Below are 17081 nucleotides of genomic sequence, written 5' to 3' on the forward strand. Positions count from 1 at the left end.
GAACATGATACAAAAACTGGTTTTAGGTTTTCTTTTGCCTCTTTCGCTGCAAGCGATGAGTCTGCAGGAGACAATAGATGAGGCATTACAGCACAATAACTCTTTGAAAAAAATCTTTTTGGATAAAGAGGTTTCACAAAAAAACAGGCGTATAAAGCAGGCACAGAACCTTGGTCGATTTGATGCTACCCTCAATTATGACCATTATAACAATGCACGAACACTGGTGCCGTTAACACCAATGCAAATCGTTTCTTCTCCAACAGGTGCCTATGAGATGCCGACAACAAATGATTTGGTCTCTACGGGTATCTCTTACAATGTGACGCTTTTTGACGGATTTGCCAAACAAAACAGCTATAAAATATCGGATTTGGCATATAAAAACAGTCTTTTTAAAATAAAACTTGCAAAAGCAGAGCTCATTTACAATGTAGAAAATATTTATCTCTCTCTTTTATCACTGCAGGAGCAGCTCAAAGCACAAAAAAAGTATATAGAGGCAAAAAAGAGTCTTTACATGTATATACAAAAAGCATATAAGCTTGGAGGAAAATCAAAACTTGACATGCTGGAGGCAAAAAATGCCTATGTGGAAGCAGTGGCAAATAAAAATAAGATAACCTCCAATATAGCAATTTTAAAAGCTTCTCTTTCGCAAATGATTGCCTCGGACAAATTTGACAAAGCAGAAGAGGTCAGTGTCACTTTTGAGGGCTTGCAAGAAGGCGAACCGGACCTTAAAAGCTTAAGCCGATTAAAAATTGCTGCACTAAAAAGCAATATAGCACAAAAAAGAGTCCGTACCGCAGAGGCACTGTACTATCCAAAGGTGGATTTCAGTGCATATTACGGCTACAGTATGGGGCCCAATGCAACGACAAATACTTTTGCTCAGACAGGTGTGACATATTTAAACAAAAATGACTTTAACAGTGAAAATGTATGGCAGATAGGTTTGCACCTGCAGTGGAATCTTTATGATTTCGGAGCAAAAAGTGCAGATGTGGCCAAAGAAAAGATTGCTCTGATGCAGTCAAAAATAGACAAAAGCATAACACGGTTGGAGTTGGAAAAAAATTTAAAAATTGCAAATTCCAAAATAGAAATCGCACAGGCAGACTATACAGCTTTGCAAAGCCAGTATGAACTTTTGCAGGAGATAGAAAAAGCCCAACAGATCAAGTATGAAAACAATGCACTTTCCCTTGTGGATTTGTTGGATACACAGGCAAAAAAAGAGCTGGTCTATGCCCAAATGACAGAAGCAAAATACGGGTATCAAAAGGCGAAATACTATAAAGAATATCTTTTAGAAAAGGAAGTGAAGTAGATGAAAAAAACTGTATTAATTATTTTTGGTGTGATTTTAGTAGCAGGCGCAGGAATTTTTTTGAAAAAACAAAAAGAACATGTGGCTGCTTTGCCTGCAGCAAAAGAGTATAGTAAAAGTGTAGAGACAACTGTAGCAAAGGAGAAAAATGTTTCTCGTACGAGAGAGTTTTTGGCAGAGGTGTTTTCTTTGAAGCAGGCAGATATTGCTTCAAAATTTACAGCAAATATCAAAAAAATATATGTGCATGAAAATGACAAAGTAAAAAAAGGGGAACTTTTAGTGACGCTTGATGATAAGGATATTTTAGCAAATCTTGCATCACTCAAAGCACAGAAAAAAGCATTTATGCTTGATTTAAAAAATGCTCAGGATATTTTGCAAAGAAATAAAAAGCTTTATGCAATCGAAGCTGTTTCCAAAGAGATACTTGATGCTTCGAATGCAAAGTATCAGACAAAACGTTCAGCTGTCAAATCGACGGAGGCAAAAATAACACAAACAAAGGTACAGTTGAATTACCTGAATCTTGTAGCCCCTTTTGACGGTGTTATCGGCTCTAAACTCCTGGATGAAGGGTCCATCGCTCCGGCAGGAAAACCTGTTGTCACGCTCAATACACAGAAGCAAAAGCTGACTTTTTCTTTTTCCCAAAATCAGATACCAATAGCCAAAGGACAAAAGGTTTACCTGCAAAAAAGCTTGATAGGAAGAGTCAGCAAGGTTTATGATGATGCAAAAAATGCTCTGCTCGTTGCCGAAGTCACACTGCAAAAACGCATAGATTTTGCAAACAAATCTTTTGTTCATATCAACGTTGAAATTGCAAATGCAAAGGGATGCAGTGTTCCTTTAAATGCACTTTTGCATACACAAGAGGGTGTATATGTAATGCAATACAAAGAAGGCAAATTTTCAAAACTTGCCGTTGACCTGCTTTTGGAAGACAACAGAGCGGCTGTCGTATCTCCATGTCCAAAGTATAGAGTGGCTCTGGGTTCTGAAGCAAAACTTTCTATGCTTCCAGCCTATGGAAAGATAATAATCGACAAGGCGCAGACGCATGAAAAATAGTTTTTCCATAGTGGATTTTTTACTTTCAAGACCCTATTTTATTATTTCATTTTTGGCACTGTTTTTATTTTTGGGCCTTGTCGGGTACAACAAAATAGACAGAAAACTTTTTCCGGATTCCAATTATCCAACTGTAGCTGTGGTAATTGTAGAACCGGGAGAATCAGCGAAAGGTTTGGCGGCAAATGTTTCCATTCCTGTGGAAGAGGAGCTGTATACACTGGACAAAATAAGAAGAGTCTACTCAACAACCATTGATGAAGTGAGTGTGATTTCTGCCGAGTTTGAGTATACAAAAAATATTGACAGTGCTACAAGTGATGTCTCCAATGCGCTTGATAAAATCAGGGCCAAACTGCCTGCATCCATTTTAAATCCCCAGATTATAAAAATAACAGAAGCAACTGCCCCGATAGTGACATATGCAGTCAGTGCAAAAGAGGGAAATGTCTCTTTGGAAGATATCAGGCAAATTGTGCAAACACAGATAAAGCATAAGCTTATTAAAGTACAGGGTGTTGCCAATGTGGATGTATTTGGCGGCTATGAAAAAGAGATAGAGGTTATCGTCGATAAAGAAAAACTTGAGCGCTACAATCTTGATATAGCCCTGGTTGTTGCCAAATTACGGGCAAATGATAATGACTTTGCTATTGGATTTATTACAGGAAAAGACAAAAGATATCTTTTACGGGCCCAGGGAAAACGTGATACTGTAGCCAATCTGAAAAAAGTCAGTATTACCAAAGAGATACAACTGCAAGATATCGCAAAAGTCTATTTTGGACATTATGACAACAGTGCCGAATACTATGGAAATTCAAAAAATGCTATCGCCATTGCTGTACAGAGAACCGGTAATGCTGATGTAATAAGAACAATCGCACGAGTAGAAAAAGAGATACAAAAACTGCAAAACAAATATAAAAATCTCTCTTTTGTAATTACCGATACGCAAAAAGACACTATAGTGCAAAGTACAAACAATATGTTTGAATCTTTGCGCGATGCCATCATAATGTCGACGCTTGTTGTTTTTTTCTTTTTGGCATCTTTTCGTCAGGTTTTGGTTGTTTTGGTTACCATTCCACTTGTTTATGCTACCACTATAGCCCTTATGTGGATTATGGGTATAGAGTTTAATGTCGTCACACTTACCGCCATTATATTGGCACTGGGACTTCTTTTGGATGATGCTGTAGTCGTGATGGAAAACATTGAAAGGCATTACAGAGAACTCCATGATGAGATACACAAAGCTGTCTATAACGGAACCAAAGAGATTATGTTTGCAGATTTGAGCGGAACGATCACAACGATGATAGCCCTTTCTCCTATGCTTTTTGTAGGAGGATATCCGCAGACAATTTTCCAACCGCTTGTAGCAACACTGCTTTTGGCACTGGCAGCTTCATATGTTATATCTATAACGGCAGTTCCTTTGCTGTCACTGAAAATTCTTACCATCAAATCTCCTTTTGTTTTAAAGAGCGAAGCTTTTTTTGAAAAAATCACAGGAGGATTCAGCAGTGCAATCGCCGATTTTTTTGTGCGTGCCGTCTCTTTGGGTGCAAAGAAAAAAAGCATTGCATTGTTGTATGTGGCGGTACTTTTTCTGCTCTTTTTTACAAGTGTCAAAGGTGTTATGCCAACTGTCGGACAGGAACTGATGCCGCCTATGGATACAGGAGGAGTAAGAATCAGCATCACAGTGGATCCGAATCTGCCTATAGAAGCGAGTAAAAAAGTAGTAGAAGAGGCAAACAAAATCATAACAAAACAGGGAGAACTTTTGTATCTCTCAAGTGCCATTGGAAGTGAAGCGGGTGTTATGAGTATAGGAAGCGGCAGTTCTATAGACCACATCAGCATATCGGCAACCTATGTAGACAGATACAAAAGAAAAGAGAGTATCTGGCAGATAGAACGCAAACTGCGTGAAGCACTGAATAAAATAAAAAATGTAAACAGTGTGGATGTTGTAGATTATGGTGCAACAGCGATTGCGAGTCTTCGTGCAAATATTGATGTAACACTCTACAGCGATGATGTGACAAAACTGCAAAAGGCCGGTGACATTGTTGCGGATGCAATGCAACATACAGGTGGGGTCGTCAGTGTTTCAAGAACCTGGCTTGCGAGCAAAAGAGTTTATGAATTCAGTATAGACGAGAAAAAAGCTGCCTATTACGGTTTAAGCAACGAAGAGATAGCCAAACAACTCCAACTCTTTGTACGCGGGGCAAAAGCAGCCTCATTTTATCTGCAAAACAGTGCGGATTTTGGCATAAGAGTATGGGTAGACAAGAAAAAGAGAGAAAGTATTGAAGAGATTAAAGACTATCTTATTACGACAAAAAGAGGAAAAATACCTTTGCGTGATATGGTAAAGATCACAATGGTGCAGGAACCGTCTCTGATTACAAGAGAAGGATTGCAATATACTCTGAATGTGTACGGTTTTCGGGAAAAGGCGGCGATTTCTCATATAATGGCAAATTTTGACAAAGCCTTTGCGGGTAAAGTATTGCCCGATGGTGTAACAATGGAGCAGACGGGAGATATAAAACAGTTTAAAAACTCTGCAGGAAGAATGGTAGGGGCCATCGGTTTTGCAGTTATATTGATACTTTTTACCCTCATCGCCATGTTCAACTCTGTAAAAATTTCAATGATGATAGTCTTTTCGATACCGCTTACCATTATAGGGGCTTCGTGGATGATGCTTCTTATGCACTACCATACCTCTATGCCGGCAATGATGGGATTTATCCTCTTGAGTGGTATTATCGTCAACAATGCGATCCTTCTAATCCATTTTGCACTCGAAAAGATGAAAGAAGGATACAGTACTTTTGAAGCAATGGTTGAGAGTATCAAGATACGAACGCGGCCTGTTCTTATGACAGCGTTTGCAACTTCTGCCGGTATGCTGCCTGTCGCGCTTGGATCTGCCATTGGGTTGGAGCGTTTGGCACCGCTTGGAACGGTAGCAATTGGCGGTTTGATTGTAGGTACCTTTTTGACTCTGCTGTTTATACCGCTTGTATTTATCTGGAGCGTGAAACCGAAGGAAGTCTAGTATTTGATTTTTGCAAGATAAAGCCCGTTTGGAGGTGCCGGTTTGATTTTGTACTTTTGGGTGCAGTTGAGCTGTGCTTGTATTGCATCTTTAGTGAGTGTCAAAAGTGCACCGACCATCAGTCTGATTTGGCTGCGCAAAAATCCGTTGGCCTCAAAGTATAAAACAATGTAGTCTTTGTGCTGATAGGCAAAAGCTCTGTATATAATTCTTGTAGTAGATTTTACGTCACTGCCTGTTTTCATAAACTGTCTGAAATCATGCTCTCCGACAAAAAGAGCGATGTTTTGCTGTATCTGTTGCAGGTTTGCATCCTCTAAAAAAGTAACAAAATCACTTTCAAAAGGATTTTTCTGTTTTGTTTTAATGATGTAACGGTAGCTTCTTTTTTTTGCACTGTATCGTGCATGAAAATCATCCTTTACATGTATGATTCTTTTTACATGTAAAGCATCACAGAGCATTTTATTGAGAACTTTTTTGAGTTTTTCCATATCATCCCAGTAGGGCGGTAAATCTATATGACAGACCTGCATAGTAGCATGGACGCCTTTGTCAGTTCGCCCGCTTGCCACGACTTTCTGTTCAATTCCCAGTTTTTTCAAAACATTTTCAAGTTCGCCAAGGACTGTATCAGATGTCTCTTTTTGTGTTTGAGAACCAAAAAAATGAGTGCCGTTATAGGCTAAATGCAATGCTGCTCTCATGTGAATTAAAACTTATTGACGATGGTTTTTCTATAGATGGCATATGTTATTATCAGCCATGAAAGTGCAACAACAGGAATCGTATAGTATTGAAACATTTTTTCCAAACCTATTGTCATCCCGTAAAATAAAACTATGCTTACAAAGAGATATAAATAGACTTTAGACTTCTGATGTCTTACCTGAACTATACCGATGCTTGCGATTAAAAAAAGTGTTATCATCGGAAAGAGACTCAGCAAGGTATCTTTAATGAAGATATGTTTTTTTCTCCCGGCATTCTCTTTTGAGAGCCAGTACTGCAAGGGTTGTTCATAGGTGGTCAAGTCTGCTTTGAGCGTATCGTTGATAAGCATTTCTTGGAAATTTATCTGAGAAAATTTTTCTTTTGAATAACTGTAACCCTCTCCATCCATTAACTGAAGACGTAAAATTCCCGAATCGTTAATAACTTTGGCTTTTTTTGCAGCAATGAGTATCTCTTCTTCCTGTTTTTTGTTAAACAAAAATACCTTGGAAAAGGTACCGTCTTCGTTTTTTGCTCCGATGTATAAAAGCCAGTCTCCAAAACTGTTTCCAAATTCACTTGCTGCAAGATTGAATTTTGCTTCACTCTTTTTATAGGAGAGGAAGTTTTTTGACAAAGTAGTCGTATGGGGTGCAACAACCAGAAAGTTAAATGCCAGCAGCAGACTTAATATGAAAGCAGGTTTGAAAAAGGTTCTGATGATAAAACCCGGTGCAATTCCAAGTGAAAAAATAACGATTATTTCATTGTCATTTGAGAGTTTAAACAAAGAAAGTGTGGCTGCGACAAAAAATGTAATAGGCAGCGTATAAAAAAGAATTTCAGGCAGTATGAAAAGATATAATTTGCCCATTTCCAAAATAGTCAGTTGAATAACCGCCGTATAGGTAGAGAGTTTAATTAAAAATATTACCGATGCTATGACAAACAACGGCAAAAATATGGACATAAAAAGAGCAGAAAAGTTACTCAGTATATATTTTTTTAATCTCAGCATTAGTAGTTTGCCTCGATGTATCTGAGTATTTGAGAATCATACACATAGACTATGAAAGTTGCAAGTGCCAAAAAAGGCACAAAGGGGACGCGTTGTTCCTCTTTTGATTTGTTAAGAAGCAAGAGCATAACCGGCAAAGCCAAGAGGGCTGAGAGAAAAATGGCAACAAGACCAAGTTTGACTCCCAAAAGTGCGCCCATAGCAGCCGCTACCATAATGTCGCCTTCTCCCATAGCTTCTATAAAAGGTGTTCTGTCATAGTGCCTGTTCCAGGATGTTTTCGTTTTTAGTCCGGCTCTAAATACAGATGATGTTAAGTAATAAGAAAGAGTAAAACGCAGGAGTGTAAAACCACCGGCAAAAAGGAGGGCGTTTTCCAGGTTAAGAACAAAACCTTGAATACTCCATGCGCCGAGTATGGCAAAGAAAATAGCCAAGAGGTTGAGTGAATCGGGTACCATTTTGTATCTGAAATCTATAACCGAAAGCGCTAAAAGCATCAAAAAACTCAAAGCTATGAAAAATGCCGGTAGATTCAGTCCGAATTTATTGGCAAGAATGACAAAAATAAAACCTGAGAGAAGTTCTATAAGCGGGTACTGCACAGAAATATGTGATTTGCAGTAGGCACATTTTCCTGCTAGAAAAATCCATGAAAAAAGCGGAATGTTATGCCAGGGTTTGAGCTTTTCATTGCATGCAGGGCAGTGTGACGCATCAAAAACAACGCTTTCTCCCTTTGGTATGCGAAGAATGACAACATTTAAAAAAGAACCAAAAAGTATACCGAGTATAAAAGCTATGCCAAGTTCCATCATTTTAAACCACCAAATCGTCTTTCAATTTTTGTAAATTTTTGTAGAATTTTTTCTAATTCTTTACATGTAAAGTCCGGCCAGAGCGTATCTGTAAAAAAAAGCTCTGCATATGCCGACTGCCAAAGCAGAAAGTTTGAAAGCCGCTTGTCTCCTCCGGTACGAATGAGTATATCTACGGCTACTTTGCAGTCAAGCGCATTGTTAAGCATCTTCAGTGTGATGTTTTCATCCTGTTTTTTTAAAGAATTTATTGCACGAAGAATCTCGTCCTGCGAACCGTAGTTCAGGGCAAGACTCTGCACCAACCCGTCACAATGCGCCGTTTTTTCTTCTACCGTTTGTATGGTTTTTTGCAGTGATTTTGAAAAAGCACGAATGTCGCCGATAGCTTCAAACCTGACATTGTTTTGCAAGTAAGAAGGCAATTCGTCTTTGAGATATTTTTCCAAAAGTTTCATTAAAAACTCAACTTCGAGACGCGGTCTTTTCCAGTTTTCCGTTGAAAAGGCATAAAGTGTCAGGCGTTCTATATCTTCATCATTTGAACAATAGGTTGTGATTGCTTTGACGACTTTTGCACCTGCTTCATGCCCTTTGACTCTTTTTTTGCCCTGTTGCTCTGCCCATCGTCCATTTCCGTCCATTATGATGGCTATATGTCTGGCCTTGTTCATCATCTATTCTTGCAGCTCTTTTGCATTTTTGATTATTTCAAAAGATACATGCAATTTGTCCGCTTTTGGTATGTGCACATTTTTTTGTGGTGTAATAAAGTCTATTTCATTTTCGTCACTGCCAAAGCTTGAGGCATTTTGTAAAACATTGAGACAGACCGCGTCAAGTTTTTTCTCCTGTAACATCTTTTTTGCATTTTTTTCGGCTTTTTCTTTGTCCATTTCTGCTTTAAAACCTATGACTGTAATGCCTTCTTTTTCAATTGTACTTAAAATGTCAATATTTTTTTTCAGACTCAGTTCCCACTTTTCACCCAAATCCTCTTTTTTAAGTTTGGTATTTTGAGGAAATTCAGGAACATAGTCACTCACCGCCGCTGCCATAAAGAGATAGGGCTTTTTTTGGATAAGATGAATATGCTCGTCACGTATGAGTGTCGCTTTTGAAAGCTTGCCTTTTTTTGCAATGCGTATGGAATCTACAAGATACTCAAGCATCTCCTGTGTGTCTTCTACGTCTATTTTATGCATATTGACAGGCAGGTCACGGTCAAATTTTGTGGCGATGAGATTAACATCTGCCCCTTTTAAATAGAGTGCCGTTGCCAAAGCCGATGCCATTTTTCCGCTTGAAAAGTTTGAGATGTAGCGCACTTCATCTATTTTTTCTATCGTGCCTCCGCCGGTTACTATCACCCGTCTGTGTTCCCAAAACTCCTCTTTTAAAAGTTCACGGCAGGTTTGATAAAAAATATCCAAAGGATCGGCCATAGCGCCGTCACCGACAGTCTTGCAGGCCAACTCTTTTGTCTGCGTCTCTAAAATAGTATAGTTTGCAATGCCGAGCATCTTCAAATTTGCCTGAGTGATTGGATTTTGGAGCATATTTGTATTTGCCGAGGGTGCCAAAATTTTCATACCGCTAAAAGCAAGCGCGCATTGCAGCAGCATATTGTCTGCAATGGCATTGGCAAGTTTGGCGATGGTGTTTGCCGTTGCAGGAGCAATGACCATGATGTCTGCCCATTGGGTGATTTTAATGTGGTTATGCTCATTTGCCCAGGACTCGTTTGTGTCATCAAGGACCTGATTTGAAGTGAGGGTTTCAAAAGTGAGCGGAGTTATAAATTTTTTTGCACTCTCACTCATAACAACCTTTACCTCTGCTCCGGCTTTAATGAATTCTCTGACGAGTTCGAGTGTTTTGTACACAGCAATAGAGCCGGTTACACCAAGGAGAATTTTTTTATCTTTGATTAAATTTGTTGGAATATTCATTCAAAATCTCTTCATTATATTTTCTAGTATTTTATCTAAAAATACTTAGAAATACTAAAGGAACTTAATGATTAAGCTGTTTGGTTGTATACTTTAGTATGCAATACATGTAAAGGAGCTTTCATGAACCATAACGAACAGATGAAAAAGTATTACGAAAGGTGTGATATTAACCTTATCAAGGGGCATTTAAAAGAACTGCTGACTGCGGCAAAGAAAGAGATAAAGCAAATTCAGGTTGAAGAGATTGACTTGGAAAATATGGTTTTGATTGATGTGCGGGAATCTGACGAGTTTGCAAGCGGTGTCATCCCTGCTAAAACTGTTTTTACCATTCCTCGGGGGAAATTGGAATTCGCCGTTGATGACAAACTTGTTGATTTAAGTGATCATCAAATAGTCTGTTATTGTCTCAAAGGGGCTAGAGGTCTGATGGCTGCAAAAACCCTCAAAGATTTGGGTTTTAGCAATGTTGTCAATCTCGAAGGCGGTATTTCAAGTTGGGTAAATGCGCATAAACCGATAAAAAATTATCTCGGATATTTTATTCTTGAGACAAACTAAAGTTTTTTTATAAAAACGACTTTGAGGTAATTAGCCTCTTGAAATTTTTCTGCCACGCGAAAATCTTTTGGAAGAGAGTAGCGTTTTAGCACTTTGTATTTTATTTTTACATCTTTGAAAGCTTTATCTATGAATCTGCCAAAAGTCATCATACTGAAATTGGCAGCATTGGTGGAAGCTACGATAATACCGCCTTTTTTTGTGATTTGTATCACCTCTTTGAGGAGTTTTACATAATCTCTGTTGGCACTGAATGTGTGTTTTTTTGAACGTGCAAAACTCGGCGGATCAACGACAACCATATCAAAAAGCAGTTTTTTTCTCACGGCATATTTAAAGTATAAAAAGACATCTTCAACAATGATATTTTGATTTTTCAAATCAATGTTGTTGATGGAAAACTGTTCTTGTGTTTTTGGTAAACTTCGTTTTGCCAAGTCAACGCTTGTCGTGCTTTTTGCACCGCCAAGGGCTGCAAATACTGAAAAAGCGCCCGTGTAGGAAAAAGTATTTAAAACGGTTTTTCCTTTTGCATATTTGTCACGAATGGCTTTTCTGACCTCTCTCTGGTCTAAAAAAACTCCCACCATTGCCCCATCATCCAAATAAACGGCAAAATTTGCCCCGTTTTCCTTTACATGTAAAGGCTGTGGTGCTTTTTGCCCAGATACAAAGTCACTTTTGTCATCGAGATACATGCCTTTTGTATTAAAGCGTTTTTTCTGATAGATTCCTTTAAAGTCGATACTCTGTTTAAAAGCTTCGAGTATACTCTCTTTGAATGTATAAATACCGATGCTGTACCACGTAAAGAGATAATAGCCTTCAAAATAATCAATACTCAAGCCGCCGATGCCATCGCCCTCACCGTTAAAAACCCGAAAGGCAGTTGTTTGCGTGTCGGCAAAGAAATCTTTTCTGTAGGAGAGTGCCTCTTTGATTTTTCTTTTGAAAAATTCGCTGTCTATGGTTTCATCTTCTTTTTGTGAAAGAACCCAGCCATGTCCTTTGTTCTGTAATCCGTAGTAACCTTTTGCAATGAATCTCTTTTTTTTGTCATACAAGTGAAGCAGACTGCCTTCTTCTTCGAGTTTATGCCAATCTTCAAAATACTCTTTCATAAGCAGAGGATAACCGTTTTGTATCTGCTGTGTAAATTCAGGTTTGAGTATCAGGTCTATTTCATTGTGCATTTTTTTCTCTCAAGTTTGTCATATAGGTTCAGCATATTGGTATAGTCTTTATGCAGCGTTGTTTCTATTAAAAAGTCTGTATTATTGAGAATACCCAAAGATTTTACTACTTTTTCTTTGGAAAACACCTCATATAAAGCTTCTTTGTACTCTTCATAATCAAGTTGCATCTCCTGCATTCGAGCAAGTTCTACTACGAGATGACCGAGTTTGTTTGTCCCGTATTCCAACAACTCCAGTGCCTCGTCATACTCACCCAGGCGCAATAAAATCTGTGCTTTAAATTCAGCCATTGTAAAATTTTTCACAAAGATGACACCGATGTATTTTTCCATATTGAGTGAGTCTTCCAATGATTCAATCTCAAGCATAATTTCCTGCGGGTCATATTTTGTAAAATTGAGTACCATATCACGGATAAGTTTGCCGTTGTTTTTGTTGTTATATATCAAATCCTCTATGGGATAAACTTCTGAAATACCGGGAACAATGATTTGACAGGAGTAAAAATCGAGGTAATCATATTCTCTGATGTAAAATTCTTTCTCCATATCTTGAAGAATCTTTGTAAGATAGTTATATTCATCTTGCGTGGAGTTTCCTTTATACGAAAAAGGAGAATACCCAAAACTCTTTTTGGCACTCAAAAAAGGAAATCCGAGTTTGCCGTTGGAGTCTATAAAGTGTGATTCAAGGTTAAAACTGTCTGAGACAAGACTCATGTCAAAAGTAGGCACTTCAAAACTGTCAAGATTTTCAAGAGAACGTCCCTGCATAAGCTCGGTCATTGTGCGTTCAAGTGAGACTTCAAGAATAGGATGTGCTCCAAAAGAGACAAAAAGTGTAGCATTCTTCGGATCTATCAATGAAATGGCAGTGACGGGAAACTGTCCGCCCAAAGAAGCATCCAACACTTCGACCTTATAGCCGAGTTTTTGCAATGCCTGTACATCTTCATAGACTTTTGGAAAACTTGTAACAACGTCATCAGGAAATTTCGGCAAAGCATAGCCGTTTTTAATGATAGTGATTTTTGCATAGCGTTCAAAAATCTCACTCAGAGCCTGCACCTTTGCTTCCAAAGGGGTGTTTCCCGTCGCCAAACCGTTGCTCACATAAAGATTGCTTAAAATATTAAGCGGAATGGCAACACGCTCCTGTGTGGATTGTTTGACAAAAGGAAGTGCGACAATTTTGTCTTCATAGTCGCTGTTGAAATCCACCAAATCTTCAGCTGAGAGATTGTTCTCAGGGTTGTACACTGCCATAAGTTCATCGCTGAGATACGCTTCATCAAAAGAAAAAACAACTTCATCAGGATAATATTTTCTCTTTGGCAAATGAAAATCTATAAAAAAGTTGTTTGTCTGCAGACGCTCAATATATTCACCCAAAGCACTTGCCACAGAAGCATCGCTGAGTACACCTTTACCGTTGGAATAAATATGTCCGGGTGCTTCTTTTGAGCTGAGATTCACCGAATAACAGTGAGTGAGGGGATTTTTGTGTTCTTGAAAAACCGTTTCGCATCCGACATCAGACAAAACAGCCTTCATCGAAGATATAGAGCTTTGAAGCGGAGCTTCTTTTGATAAAAAATTCATTAAATATTTTTTCCTGCATTGTTTTTATTGAGTAAAGTTGGCAATCATCATTCCTAATCTTTATTTGTTAGCATTTAAGCACAGTTAGTCTTGTAGTCTAAAAAAAGACTTTCTACTGGTATGTGCAACTGCTTATGTAAATTTCTTATCATCTCAATAGTGAGTTTTCTTTTTTTATTTAAAATTTCAGATACTCTAGATTTACTTCCAACAATAGAAACTAAGTCTTTTTGCTTTAAGCCTTCTTGCTCCATTCTAAACTTAATAGCTTCTATTGGGTCAGGTGCATCGATTTTATAGTGTTGTTCTTCGTAAGCCTCTACTAAAGTTGTTAACACCTCTAACTCATCCATTTCTGGTGTATTTGGTGTGGCACCCATTAAAGCTTCAATTTTTTGCAGTGCTTCATTATAGTTTTGCTCATTTTTGATTGGTTTAATATTCATCTTATAAATCCTCCATTTTAACTTTATCGTATTGTTTATGTGTTCCAATAAATTTTACAAAAACAATTTTTGCATAATAGTTTATTGAAACTATCAATCTATACTTATTTCCAGCAATATTGAAAACAACTTTTTCATTTTCAATAATACTAGCACTTCGATACATCTCTTTTACTTCATTTGGATTATTCCAATCAAGTTTTAGAACTTCTTTATGCCAAGCTTCTAAAGGATTTTTAGAATCTGTGTATTTTGGCTGCTCGTAAAAATCTTTTAGTTTTTTCTTTGAAATTATTCTCATAGATGGATTGTAACACAGTTCCCGTTTATAGAACTTAAATTATATACAAGATAAAATTTTTAGTGGTTTGTTCGGAGTTCAGCTTCGTTTTGTTATATTTTACACCCTAGATATTTAATTATAGGGGGTGTAATTCGTAATTTTTTGGTGTATCTTTGCTTATTTGATGAGCTTTTTTTGTATCTCATTCTCCATAGTGTGACCACATTCTTAAAACTCTTACTATTTTATCAAGTTCTTTTACTTCATAAACCAACCTGTGCTATGATGGATAGGCTCATTCATACTTCACACAAAATTGAACTTCTCTGATTTGTTATCATTCTTTTAATAGTCAAACATTTCTACTAAAAGTTGAGCTATAATCTTTTGTGTTTTAGTATCTACTCTTCCTAATATTTTAACTATTCTTGACTTATCAATAGTTCTTATTTGATCTAACAATACTAAACCATTTTTAGCTTCAAATTTTATCTTTGGTCTAAATATAAAATCAAAACCTATACTCGTCATAGGTGCTACAATAACCGTTTTTAGCATACTCATTTCATCTGGAGATATAATAATACACGGTCTTGTTTTTTGTATTTCTGAGCCTACTGTTGGATTTAGTTTAACTAAAACTATATCAAATCTTTTAATATTTTTTACCATTCGTAATCTTCTAAATCACTGTCATTGAGCATATCATTTAAAATTGCTTCATCTTGAATATTTTTATTTTTTAATAAAACTTCTTGAATATTTTCTTGCCATTTTTCTCTATTTTTTATTTCTATAGGTTTAATCAACAAACCATCTTTAACAACTTCAAAATCAAGCTGTTTGTTTTCAAGATGTGCTTGAGCAATTATTGGTTTAGGGATTCTTATACCTTGTGAGTTTCCTATTTTTGTAAGCATTGTCATTTAATAACTCCAAATATATTTGATATGTAATTATATTGTAATAACACTGAAATTGTCAAGTCTTAGAGAGTGATTTTATGATAACGGTTGAAGATAACCATAAATTGCCGCTAGGTAATTTATTGGCTACTCTGTTTTGTTATAACTCTTTCTAAATCTATGTTGAAAAAGTCGTTATATTTGCTGTTTTCTTTTGTAAAGACCATTATATTAAACTTACTTCTAGTTATTCCAGCATAAACAATCTCTTCATTATCTTCTTCATCAATAATTAGAAATAATGTAGGAACTTCATATCCCTTAAAACTATGTATAGTAGATAGTTTCATCATGCCATTATTTAAATTAAATCCAATTTTTTTTCTTTTTCTAATATTATCTATTTCTTGTGGAAACTTTTTACTCATTTCTAATGTCTCAAAAGTCGTCAATGTTTTATCTGTATGATTCTTTCGTATATTATAGTCAATATTTTTTAGTAAATCTATATTTGAGCATAAAATCGCTACATCATTTGGATGAATGTCATAATCTCTAATTTCTTGGATTATAGTTGATGCTATTTCATTGATTTTATCGTTTTGATAACTTTTTATTTTGTATATATCTAATGACAATGAAGGTTCATTTTTAGTATCTTCATATGTGTCTATTTCATATTTATCTTTAAAAAATGTTGTTTGAAATCTTTTTGCTAAGTCTAATATTCTACCACCATTTCCTTGATGTCTTATAGACTTATTTAATGCTTCCCATCTACCAAATCCTTGAACTATTTTAGGTTTCTTTTCGCTATCCAATTCTCTTTCATATATATTTTGTTTCTCATCACCAAAGAGTACCATTTCTGAATTTTCTTCTAAAAAATATTTTCTAATTATTTTTATCCATTCTGGTTTATAGTCTTGAATTTCATCTATAAAAATAGATTTGTATTTAGGAATGTCATTTTTATACTGTTCAAAAAGTTTTGCATTTGAATAGTAATTGTCATCTAAAAATATTGATAATTGATTATGTGCTAAGTCTTCAGGTATTTCTATTTCAATACCTATATTATTGAATAATTGAGTTATAAGTTGATGATAGTTTGTAATATAAAAATATTTCCAGCTAAAGTCTTCTCTAACATCACTTATTTTGTCATGAATATAACTTCTTAATGTAATATTATATGTAAGGATTAACACTCTATTCTCATGTCTTTTATACGCATTGACTGCTCTTTTTGCTAATACAACTGTTTTCCCAGATCCTGCAACACCTTTTATTTTTTGGTGTATTGGTTTGCTAATAGATAATTTTTCTTGCTTTTTTGTATAGTCAATTTTTATACCTTGATTAATTGTATGAAAGGGAGGTTGTAAATAGCGTTGAAACTCTTTGTATATATGTTCTGTGAAAATCTTTGAATCAATTGATGGTAAATGTATTTTATTAATATTATCATTCCCTATTGAATGATAATTCAAATCTCTTTCAATTTTCAATTTCTTTCTTTTTTGATAATCTAATTGTTTCTCATATTTATCATAAGAAATAGTTTTATTCTTAAATGATTCATGTAAATCATATTCAATTTTTTTATATTCATTCATGACATTACTAAAAAAATCTGAAAGACTTCGTTTAGTCGCATGATGAAAATATACATATGAATTAATGCGTCCAAAAAATTGTTTATTTTTTAGTTTTGCTTCTAGCATTCCATCAATATGTAAATTAAATAGATTTGTTTTGTATCTAAAAACTTGTTGAAATGGAGATTTTAATAAAGCTCCATTTTCTGTAAGATGCCAGTGGTTATTTTTATCAATATTATATAAGTTTAGATTCCAATCTTTTACTTCAATAATTGCAACCCCAGCATCTTTTTGAACTAAAATAATGTCAGGCATATCACCATTTAAAAAAGGTTGAAAATATATTTCTACACTCTCAGGCAAGTGCTCGAGAAGATAGTTTAATAAGTACCATTCACCATCTGTAGGTGCTACTTTAAGTCTTTTAATATTTTCAATTGTAGGTAATATCTTTGCCATTATCTTCTCTATATATCAATTTTAGATTAAGT

The 17081-nt window shown here is 35.9% G+C and carries 16 protein-coding genes; 4 read left to right on the top strand and 12 right to left on the bottom strand.

Annotated elements, in window-relative coordinates:
- Nucleotides 1-4: 4 nt before the first annotated feature.
- Genes MLC52_RS05605 through MLC52_RS05615 form a run of 3 tightly spaced genes read left to right on the top strand, consistent with a single transcriptional unit; the run spans nucleotide 5 to nucleotide 5489 of the window.
- The gene (locus MLC52_RS05605; protein ID WP_434581582.1) at nucleotides 5-1333 is read left to right on the top strand and encodes a TolC family protein; all 1329 of its coding nucleotides are present in this window, start codon (nucleotides 5-7) and stop codon (nucleotides 1331-1333) included.
- Entirely contained in the window at nucleotides 1334-2407 is a 1074-nt protein-coding gene (locus tag MLC52_RS05610; protein WP_418641341.1) for an efflux RND transporter periplasmic adaptor subunit, read from the top strand.
- Nucleotides 2397-5489: an efflux RND transporter permease subunit gene (locus tag MLC52_RS05615; RefSeq protein ID WP_434581583.1), complete on the top strand. Its 3093-nt coding sequence runs from the start codon at nucleotides 2397-2399 to the stop codon at nucleotides 5487-5489. Before MLC52_RS05610 ends, MLC52_RS05615 begins: the two co-directional genes overlap by 11 nt.
- Here MLC52_RS05615 and truA read toward each other — a convergent pair.
- Genes truA through coaBC form a run of 5 tightly spaced genes read right to left on the bottom strand, consistent with a single transcriptional unit; the run spans nucleotide 5486 to nucleotide 9991 of the window.
- The gene (gene truA / locus MLC52_RS05620; protein WP_434581584.1) at nucleotides 5486-6196 is read right to left on the bottom strand and encodes a tRNA pseudouridine(38-40) synthase TruA; all 711 of its coding nucleotides are present in this window, start codon (nucleotides 6194-6196) and stop codon (nucleotides 5486-5488) included. The genes MLC52_RS05615 and truA overlap by 4 nt on opposite strands.
- Before the next feature lie 5 nt (nucleotides 6197-6201).
- Nucleotides 6202-7221: an LptF/LptG family permease gene (locus MLC52_RS05625; protein WP_151900437.1), complete on the bottom strand. Its 1020-nt coding sequence runs from the start codon at nucleotides 7219-7221 to the stop codon at nucleotides 6202-6204.
- Nucleotides 7221-8036 (bottom strand): prepilin peptidase, encoded by an 816-nt coding sequence (locus MLC52_RS05630; RefSeq protein WP_151901523.1) that lies wholly within the window; start codon nucleotides 8034-8036, stop codon nucleotides 7221-7223. Before MLC52_RS05630 ends, MLC52_RS05625 begins: the two co-directional genes overlap by 1 nt.
- Entirely contained in the window at nucleotides 8036-8713 is a 678-nt protein-coding gene (locus MLC52_RS05635; RefSeq protein ID WP_434581585.1) for a di-trans,poly-cis-decaprenylcistransferase, read from the bottom strand. Before MLC52_RS05635 ends, MLC52_RS05630 begins: the two co-directional genes overlap by 1 nt.
- A 3-nt stretch (nucleotides 8714-8716) precedes the next feature.
- The gene (gene coaBC / locus MLC52_RS05640; protein WP_434581586.1) at nucleotides 8717-9991 is read right to left on the bottom strand and encodes a bifunctional phosphopantothenoylcysteine decarboxylase/phosphopantothenate--cysteine ligase CoaBC; all 1275 of its coding nucleotides are present in this window, start codon (nucleotides 9989-9991) and stop codon (nucleotides 8717-8719) included.
- A 123-nt stretch (nucleotides 9992-10114) separates the two neighbouring features.
- On the opposite strand from coaBC, the gene MLC52_RS05645 reads away from it, so the two are divergent.
- Nucleotides 10115-10555: a rhodanese-like domain-containing protein gene (locus tag MLC52_RS05645; protein WP_434581587.1), complete on the top strand. Its 441-nt coding sequence runs from the start codon at nucleotides 10115-10117 to the stop codon at nucleotides 10553-10555.
- Here MLC52_RS05645 and MLC52_RS05650 read toward each other — a convergent pair.
- From MLC52_RS05650 to MLC52_RS05680, 7 genes are all read right to left on the bottom strand, one after another.
- Nucleotides 10552-11748 (bottom strand): class I SAM-dependent rRNA methyltransferase, encoded by a 1197-nt coding sequence (locus tag MLC52_RS05650; RefSeq protein ID WP_434581588.1) that lies wholly within the window; start codon nucleotides 11746-11748, stop codon nucleotides 10552-10554. The genes MLC52_RS05645 and MLC52_RS05650 overlap by 4 nt on opposite strands.
- Nucleotides 11733-13352 carry a YcaO-like family protein gene (locus tag MLC52_RS05655; RefSeq protein ID WP_434581589.1) on the bottom strand — a complete coding sequence of 540 codons (1620 nt, stop codon included), beginning with the start codon at nucleotides 13350-13352 and terminating at the stop codon, nucleotides 11733-11735. Before MLC52_RS05655 ends, MLC52_RS05650 begins: the two co-directional genes overlap by 16 nt.
- Before the next feature lie 74 nt (nucleotides 13353-13426).
- Nucleotides 13427-13798 carry a helix-turn-helix domain-containing protein gene (locus MLC52_RS05660; protein ID WP_434579636.1) on the bottom strand — a complete coding sequence of 124 codons (372 nt, stop codon included), beginning with the start codon at nucleotides 13796-13798 and terminating at the stop codon, nucleotides 13427-13429.
- A gap of 1 nt (nucleotide 13799) precedes the next feature.
- Entirely contained in the window at nucleotides 13800-14099 is a 300-nt protein-coding gene (locus MLC52_RS05665; protein ID WP_434579638.1) for a type II toxin-antitoxin system HigB family toxin, read from the bottom strand.
- Between the two features lie 327 nt (nucleotides 14100-14426).
- A complete protein-coding gene (locus MLC52_RS05670; RefSeq protein WP_346388699.1) occupies nucleotides 14427-14753 on the bottom strand; it encodes a type II toxin-antitoxin system PemK/MazF family toxin in 327 nt (108 codons plus the stop codon).
- Nucleotides 14747-15007: an AbrB/MazE/SpoVT family DNA-binding domain-containing protein gene (locus MLC52_RS05675; RefSeq protein ID WP_346388700.1), complete on the bottom strand. Its 261-nt coding sequence runs from the start codon at nucleotides 15005-15007 to the stop codon at nucleotides 14747-14749. The genes MLC52_RS05670 and MLC52_RS05675 overlap by 7 nt, the downstream gene beginning before the upstream one ends.
- Before the next feature lie 119 nt (nucleotides 15008-15126).
- A complete protein-coding gene (locus tag MLC52_RS05680) occupies nucleotides 15127-17049 on the bottom strand; it encodes a nuclease-related domain-containing DEAD/DEAH box helicase (RefSeq protein ID WP_346388701.1) in 1923 nt (640 codons plus the stop codon).
- Between the last annotated feature and the right edge of the window lie 32 nt (nucleotides 17050-17081).

The organism is Sulfurimonas sp. NW15, from assembly GCF_051132285.1.
Classification (GTDB): domain Bacteria; phylum Campylobacterota; class Campylobacteria; order Campylobacterales; family Sulfurimonadaceae; genus Sulfurimonas; species Sulfurimonas hydrogeniphila.